Origin of the sequence: Faecalibacterium prausnitzii (genome assembly GCF_003287405.1) — a bacterium.
Classification (GTDB): domain Bacteria; phylum Bacillota; class Clostridia; order Oscillospirales; family Ruminococcaceae; genus Faecalibacterium; species Faecalibacterium intestinale.
Window position 1 is genome coordinate 1 of the sequence record NZ_PRLD01000031.1, and the last position, 5,861, is coordinate 5,861.

2 protein-coding genes and 3 pseudogenes are annotated in these 5,861 nt (G+C 51.7%); 2 read left to right on the forward strand and 3 right to left on the reverse strand.

The annotated features are described in order from the left end of the window. Nucleotides 1-66: 66 nt before the first annotated feature. Nucleotides 67-672 (reverse strand): annotated as a pseudogene (locus C4N24_RS14535) (MFS transporter); the annotation flags it as partial. Nucleotides 673-955: 283 nt separating this feature from the next. Here C4N24_RS14535 and C4N24_RS15480 point away from each other — a divergent pair. Further along, nucleotides 956-1,156, forward strand: a pseudogene (locus C4N24_RS15480) (hypothetical protein); the annotation flags it as partial. A gap of 435 nt (nt 1,157-1,591) precedes the next feature. After that, entirely contained in the window at nt 1,592-2,452 is an 861-nt protein-coding gene (locus C4N24_RS14550) for a broad-spectrum class A beta-lactamase TEM-116 (RefSeq protein ID WP_000027050.1), read from the forward strand. Nucleotides 2,453-3,683: 1,231 nt separating this feature from the next. On the opposite strand, the pseudogene C4N24_RS14565 reads toward C4N24_RS14550, so the two are convergent. Then, nucleotides 3,684-5,270, reverse strand: a pseudogene (locus tag C4N24_RS14565) (DNA polymerase domain-containing protein); the annotation flags it as partial. 10 nt (nt 5,271-5,280) lie between these two features. After that, nucleotides 5,281-5,861: MFS transporter (locus C4N24_RS14570; protein ID WP_146746820.1), on the reverse strand; the 581-nt coding region annotated here is incomplete at its 5' end.

Here is a 5,861-nt window from a genome sequence, read left to right on the forward strand (position 1 = left end):
CCACGCCGAAACAAGCGCTCATGAGCCCGAAGTGGCGAGCCCGATCTTCCCCATCGGTGATGTCGGCGATATAGGCGAGTTGAAGGCTCTCAAGGGCATCGGTCGACGCTCTCCCTTATGCGACTCCTGCATTAGGAAGCAGCCCAGTAGTAGGTTGAGGCCGTTGAGCACCGCCGCCGCAAGGAATGGTGCATGCAAGGAGATGGCGCCCAACAGTCCCCCGGCCACGGGGCCTGCCACCATACCCACGCCGAAACAAGCGCTCATGAGCCCGAAGTGGCGAGCCCGATCTTCCCCATCGGTGATGTCGGCGATATAGGCGCCAGCAACCGCACCTGTGGCGCCGGTGATGCCGGCCACGATGCGTCCGGCGTAGAGGATCCACAGGACGGGTGTGGTCGCCATGATCGCGTAGTCGATAGTGGCTCCAAGTAGCGAAGCGAGCAGGACTGGGCGGCGGCCAAAGCGGTCGGACAGTGCTCCGAGAACGGGTGCGCATAGAAATTGCATCAACGCATATAGCGCTAGCAGCACGCCATAGTGACTGGCGATGCTGTCGGAATGGACGATATTCTAGAAGAGGCCCGGCAGTACTGGCATAACCAAGCCTATGCCTACAGCATCCAGGGTGACGGTGCCGAGGATGACGATGAGCGCATTGTTAGATTTCATTCTAGAAGAATCTTAATCTCTACCATATGGAGCATTAAAGAAAACCCCATCATCAGAGAATTGACCCATATTCTTATTATAATCTAACAGGAATCCTACATCACTTCTACCTGCTAGAATCCACAATGATTCTGCTACTTGGAAGAATGGGTTAATGTTCCTACCCTTCAAAAACGTAGTGCGTCTAATAGGGTTTTTAAACTCAATCATAACAGGTCTAATTTCCTTGATTCTCTTACCCCTAGGTGCTAGGACATCCCCTTCTTTGATAACAGTTGATAAGATGTCCATATACAATTGTGTTGGCTTGCTACCCGAGAATTCACTGGCCGTCGTTTTACAACGTCGTGACTGGGAAAACCCTGGCGTTACCCAACTTAATCGCCTTGCAGCACATCCTCTAGACGCCAGCTGGCGTAATAGCGAAGAGGCCCGCACCGATCGCCCTTCCCAACAGTTGCGCAGCCTGAATGGCGAATGGCGCCTGATGCGGTATTTTCTCCTTACGCACCTGTGCGGTATTTCACACCGCATATGGTGCACTCTCAGTACAATCTGCTCTGATGCCGCATAGTTAAGCCAGCCCCGACACCCGCCAACACCCGCTGACGCGCCCTGACGGGCTTGTCTGCTCCCGGCATCCGCTTACAGACAAGCTGTGACCGTCCCCGGGAGCTGCATGTGTCAGAGGTTTTCACCTCTAGAACCGAAACGCGCGAGACGAAAGGGCCTCGTGATACGCCTATTTTTATAGGTTAATGTCATGATAATAATGGTTTCTTAGACGTCAGGTGGCACTTTTCGGGGAAATGTGCGCGGAACCCCTATTTGTTTATTTTTCTAAATACATTCAAATATGTATCCGCTCATGAGACAATAACCCTGATAAATGCTTCAATAATATTGAAAAAGGAAGAGTATGAGTATTCAACATTTCCGTGTCGCCCTTATTCCCTTTTTTGCGGCATTTTGCCTTCCTGTTTTTGCTCACCCAGAAACGTTGGTGAAAGTAAAAGATGCTGAAGATCAGTTGGGTGCACGAGTGGGTTACATCGAACTGGATCTCAACAGCGGTAAGATCCTTGAGAGTTTTCGCCCCGAAGAACGTTTTCCAATGATGAGCACTTTTAAAGTTCTGCTATGTGGCGCGGTATTATCCCGTATTGACGCCGGGCAAGAGCAACTCGGTCGCCGCATACACTATTCTCAGAATGACTTGGTTGAGTACTCACCAGTCACAGAAAAGCATCTTACGGATGGCATGACAGTAAGAGAATTATGCAGTGCTGCCATAACCATGAGTGATAACACTGCGGCCAACTTACTTCTGACAACGATCGGAGGACCGAAGGAGCTAACCGCTTTTTTGCACAACATGGGGGATCATGTAACTCGCCTTGATCGTTGGGAACCGGAGCTGAATGAAGCCATACCAAACGACGAGCGTGACACCACGATGCCTGTAGCAATGGCAACAACGTTGCGCAAACTATTAACTGGCGAACTACTTACTCTAGCTTCCCGGCAACAATTAATAGACTGGATGGAGGCGGATAAAGTTGCAGGACCACTTCTGCGCTCGGCCCTTCCGGCTGGCTGGTTTATTGCTGATAAATCTGGAGCCGGTGAGCGTGGGTCTCGCGGTATCATTGCAGCACTGGGGCCAGATGGTAAGCCCTCCCGTATCGTAGTTATCTACACGACGGGGAGTCAGGCAACTATGGATGAACGAAATAGACAGATCGCTGAGATAGGTGCCTCACTGATTAAGCATTGGTAACTGTCAGACCAAGTTTACTTCTAGATATACAGAAGTCTATATCTATATACTTTAGATTGATTTAAAACTTCATTTTTAATTTAAAAGGATCTAGGTGAAGATCCTTTTTGATAATCTCATGACCAAAATCCCTTAACGTGAGTTTTCGTTTCACTGAGCGTCAGACCCCGTAGAAAAGATCAAAGGATCTTCTTGAGATCCTTTTTTTCTGCGCGTAATCTGCTGCTTGCAAACAAAAAAACCACCGCTACCAGCGGTGGTTTGTTTGCCGGATCAAGAGCTACCAACTCTTTTTCCGAAGGTAACTGGCTTCAGCAGAGCGCAGATACCAAATACTGTTCTTCTAGTGTAGCCGTAGTTAGGCCACCACTTCAAGAACTCTGTAGCACCGCCTACATACCTCGCTCTGCTAATCCTGTTACCAGTGGCTGCTGCCAGTGGCGATAAGTCGTGTCTTACCGGGTTGGACTCAAGACGATAGTTACCGGATAAGGCGCAGCGGTCGGGCTGAACGGGGGGTTCGTGCACACAGCCCAGCTTGGAGCGAACGACCTACACCGAACTGAGATACCTACAGCGTGAGCTATGAGAAAGCGCCACGCTTCCCGAAGGGAGAAAGGCGGACAGGTATCCGGTAAGCGGCAGGGTCGGAACAGGAGAGCGCACGAGGGAGCTTCCAGGGGGAAACGCCTGGTATCTTTATAGTCCTGTCGGGTTTCGCCACCTCTGACTTGAGCGTCGATTTTTGTGATGCTCGTCAGGGGGGCGGAGCCTATGGAAAAACGCCAGCAACGCGGCCTTTTTACGGTTCCTGGCCTTTTGCTGGCCTTTTGCTCACATGTTCTTTCCTGCGTTATCCCCTGATTCTGTGGATAACCGTATTACCGCCTTTGAGTGAGCTGATACCGCTCGCCGCAGCCGAACGACCGAGCGCAGCGAGTCAGTGAGCGAGGAAGCGGAAGAGCGCCCAATACGCAAACCGCCTCTCCCCGCGCGTTGGCCGATTCATTAATGCAGCTGGCACGACAGGTTTCCCGACTGGAAAGCGGGCAGTGATCGCAACGCAATTAATGTGAGTTAGCTCACTCATTAGGCACCCCAGGCTTTACACTTTATGCTTCCGGCTCGTATGTTGTGTGGAATTGTGAGCGGATAACAATTTCACACAGGAAACAGCTATGACCATGATTACGCCAAGCTTGCATGCCTGCAGGTCGACTCTAGAGGATCCTTAACGTTTCAGCCACGCATCCAGGCCGGTCTGTTTGCCGCTCTGGTAACGCAGATCTTCTTTACGGTAGCCAAACGCTTCCAGAATACGCAGAACCGCCGGCAGAACCTGGTTTTCGATGTAGTAATCCGGATCGTATTTGTGTTTGCGCGGATCATATTCGGTCAGCAGAATCACACGATCGCTGATTTTGCCGCTGCCTTTCAGCACGATATAGCTGATGATGGTGCCCGGTTTAACTTTGATACCACGCGCCGCCAGACGTTTCGCAATCGCAACATGCGGACCGATCGCTTTGTAATCTTTCAGATCGCGGGTAATCTGTTCGTGGATCACCAGTTTTTCCAGCGGCACACGGTACTTCGCGATTTTTTCAACAACATCGCGAACAACTTCAACCGCTTTTTCCACGCTGCCTTCTTTCAGGATCGCTTCCAGAACTTTCGCCTGGGTTTCTTTCGCAATTTCGCTCCAATCGCGACGAACAACTTCCAGACCGCGGGTGGTAATACGGCCTTCTTCATCGATCACCGCATAGCGTTTTTTGGTCACGAAGAAACCGCGCAGGTAAAAGCCTTCGTATTCCAGTTCCAGCAGACCCGGCAGTTTGCTGTTGATGTAGTTCAGAAATTCTTTCGCTTTCTTTTTGATCAGTTCCGGTTTTTCACCCGGAATGGTCGCATAGAAACCATCGGTATCCGCATACAGAACTTTGAAGCCGAATTTTTCTTCGATTTCGCGGATGGTCATTTCGATGTAATGACGACCCCAGGCGGTAACGCTTTCCGTCTAGACATTGCTATACCAACGCGCTTTCGGATAGCCCATATAGCCGTAATAGCTGTTCGCCAGCAGTTTGATCGCGCGCTGGCGATAATCCAGCATTTTTTTTTCGATCGGATCGATGGTGCTTTTCATTTTCTTTTTGATATCCTGGCGCATCGCAATCAGATCACCCAGAATGCTCGGGATAAAGCCCGGAAAATCTTTGCAGAAGCGATAGCCCACAATCGGCGCAACATCATAGTTTTTGCAGCCTTCTTTTTCCAGGGTATCCGGGCTAACGTTATGGATCACGATAATGCTCGGATACAGGCTACGGAAATCCAGGTAGATGATGTTTTCCCACAGGCCTTTTTCCGGTTCTTTCACATAGCCGCCCAGATAGGTGGTACGCAGACGACGTTTGTATTCTTCTTCGTCCGGTTTGTTCGGCGCCAGTTCATTACGCGCATACGCAACGCGCAGCAGGTACCATTCCACCAGATTACCGGTGCTGCTACGGCTAACATCCCACACGCTCTGACCAATCAGTTTCGCCAGTTCCGCTTCCATCGGGAAAAATTCTTTACCCAGTTCATAGGTCGCACGCGCATCTTCCATGCTATACTGCGCCAGTTTTTTCATGCTCTCTTCGGTTTCCCAAATCGCCGCAATTTCTTCCGCGCCCAGTTTGCTTTTGGTTTTGCCCAGAACCGCTTCATACACCGCTTCCAGGGTATAGGTCGGCAGGTTAATGGTACGACGCACCACCAGAAACAGATCAAAGTGGATGCGGCCTTTGATTTCCACCGCAAAGCTATCGCCCTCTAGACATTCAGGTCGAGGTGGCCCGGCTCCATGCACCGCGACGCAACGCGGGGAGGCAGACAAGGTATAGGGCGGCGCCTACAATCCATGCCAACCCGTTCCATGTGCTCGCCGAGGCGGCATAAATCGCCGTGACGATCAGCGGTCCAATGATCGAAGTTAGGCTGGTAAGAGCCGCGAGCGATCCTTGAAGCTGTCCCTGATGGTCGTCATCTACCTGCCTGGACAGCATGGCCTGCAACGCGGGCATCCCAATGCCGCCGGAAGCGAGAAGAATCATAATGGGGAAGGCCATCCAGCCTCGCGTCGCGAACGCCAGCAAGACGTAGCCCAGCGCGTCGGCCGCCATGCCGGCGATAATGGCCTGCTTCTCGCCGAAACGTTTGGTGGCGGGACCAGTGACGAAGGCTTGAGCGAGGGCGTGCAAGATTCCGAATACCGCAAGCGACAGGCCGATCATCGTCGCGCTCCAGCGAAAGCGGTCCTCGCCGAAAATGACCCAGAGCGCTGCCGGCACCTGTCCTACGAGTTGCATGATAAAGAAGACAGTCATAAGTGCGGCGACAATAGTCATGCCCCGCGCCCACC